Here is a 1,668-nt window from a genome sequence, read left to right as displayed (position 1 = left end):
GCTCCGCTCGCGGCTGCGGCGCCTGCAGCTACGCCATACGCAGGCGATAGGCCTCTTCTTCCAGCCGCGCATCCTCGATCTCGCGCATCACGCCTTCCAGGTCCACCGCGCCGGGTTTGTGTTCATAGTGGCCTGTCAGCGGAGTGGCCGGATCCAGCAGCCCGCCGGCATAGAGGCTCCAGATCTCGGGCCCGTACTGGGTTTTCAGCAACTCTGGCGCAAACCTGCCAAAGAAACTGCGCAGGTTGTCGACGTCGCGCATCAGCATGCGCAGGGCGTGGTTGTTGCCCGCGGCGTCCACCGCCTGCGGCAGGTCGATGACCACCGGCCCGTCGGCGGCCATCAGGATGTTGAACTCCGAGAGGTCACCGTGGACGACGCCCGCGCAGAGCATGCGCACGACCTCGCTGATCAGCGTGGCGTGGTGGGCGCGGGCCTCGTCGGCCGTGAACGGCAGCTCGCCCAGCCGCGGTGCTGCCTGGCCGTCGGCGTCGGACACCAGCTCCATGATCAGCACGCCTTCGAGAAAGTTGTAGGGGCGTGGCACGCGCACCCCGGCGGCTGCCAGGCGGTACAGCGCGTCCACCTCGGCGCTTTGCCACGCGGCCTCGCGCTGCTCGCGGCCGTAGCGCGTGCCCTTGGCCATGGCGCGGGCCTGGCGGGTGTTCTTGACCTTGCGGTTCTCGGTGTAGTCCACCGCCTGGCGAAAGCTGCGGTTGGTGGCTTCCTTGTAGATCTTGGCAGCGCGCACCTCGCCGCCGCACATCACCACGTAGACATCGGCTTCCTTGCCGCTCTTGAGCTGCCGCAGCACGCTGTCGACCAGGCCTTCGTCAATCAGCGCCTGCAGGCGTTTGGGGGATTTCATCGGTGCATTTTGCGTGACGCCGAGCACGGGTCTCGCTCAGACCGGCCGCCGGTGTGGTGTCTCGGKGACGATCCGTGCGACATCACGACGGGGCTGCCGCTTCGCCCGCCCAAGCGCCTACCACACTTGCGGTTCTAAGGGCAATCGCGCCGTGGCGGACAATCGGGCCATGACAGAAACCGATTTGCTTGCCGTCCACCATCAACAACCCTTGGCCGCCCGCTGGTTCAGCCTGGCCAGCTACTGCCTGGAGAGCGGTTGCAACATCGTCACCTACGACGCCGACAGCTTCAGAGCGGAGGTGGGCGACGCGCAGACGGCCAACCTCCTGGCAGGCTTCTTCGAAGCCAAGGTGCAAGAAGACGGCCGCGCCCGCTGGACCTGGGCCTGGACCGACGACGAAGCACCCGCCAAGGCAGTCCTCAAGGAAGAGGGCGGCCTCAGCGAGTCCTGGACGCAGGTGCTTTCCGACTGGCGCCAGCGCGCGTTCCAGGCCTGACGCCGAACGCCGTCAACGCACGTCAACAAGCGGGCCGAGTGCCCGCTTTTTTCATGGCCGCGGTTGGGGTAGTGACGCACGCGACGTTCGCCCCGTGAGGCGCACTGTCGCTCTAGACCCCCAGCACGGATCGAATCTCCCGGACCCACACCTTCGACAACTTGCGCCAGCCCGACTTGTTGGGGTGAATCTCGTTTTCCCAGTCGCCACTGCTGCCCTTGGACTTTGGCGCCGCCGGGGTCAACAGCCCGCTCGTCGGCACGGCGAACACGCCGGTCCGCCCCGTGGACCAGGCTTCGAC

At 66.9% G+C, this 1,668-nt stretch carries 2 protein-coding genes and 1 pseudogene; 1 reads left to right on the top strand and 2 read right to left on the bottom strand.

The features are described 5' to 3' along the window. Window positions 1–28: 28 nt before the first annotated feature. A complete protein-coding gene (locus AC1DYI_RS34870; protein ID WP_477208674.1) occupies window positions 29–868 on the bottom strand; it encodes a PA4780 family RIO1-like protein kinase in 840 nt (279 codons plus the stop codon). Between the two features lie 169 nt (window positions 869–1,037). On the opposite strand from AC1DYI_RS34870, the gene AC1DYI_RS34865 reads away from it, so the two are divergent. Further along, on the top strand, window positions 1,038–1,367 hold the full coding sequence (locus AC1DYI_RS34865) for a hypothetical protein (RefSeq protein WP_477208673.1): 330 nt from the start codon (window positions 1,038–1,040) through the stop codon (window positions 1,365–1,367). Window positions 1,368–1,479: 112 nt separating this feature from the next. On the opposite strand, the pseudogene AC1DYI_RS34860 reads toward AC1DYI_RS34865, so the two are convergent. After that, window positions 1,480–1,668: pseudogene (locus AC1DYI_RS34860) on the bottom strand (hypothetical protein); the annotation flags it as partial.

It is taken from the genome of Ideonella sp. P3_A4, assembly GCF_056403075.1.
The sequence above is the reverse complement of the archived record's forward strand: the minus strand, read 5'-3'. Positions and strand labels throughout refer to the sequence as shown.

What these genes read in the sequence shown, in the direction of transcription:
- AC1DYI_RS34865 (WP_477208673.1), top strand. Translation starts at nt 1,038, where the DNA reads ATGACAGAAACCGATTTGCTTGCCGTCCACCATCAACAACCCTTGGCC.
- AC1DYI_RS34870 (WP_477208674.1), bottom strand. Translation starts at nt 868, where the DNA reads ATGAAATCCCCCAAACGCCTGCAGGCGCTGATTGACGAAGGCCTGGTC.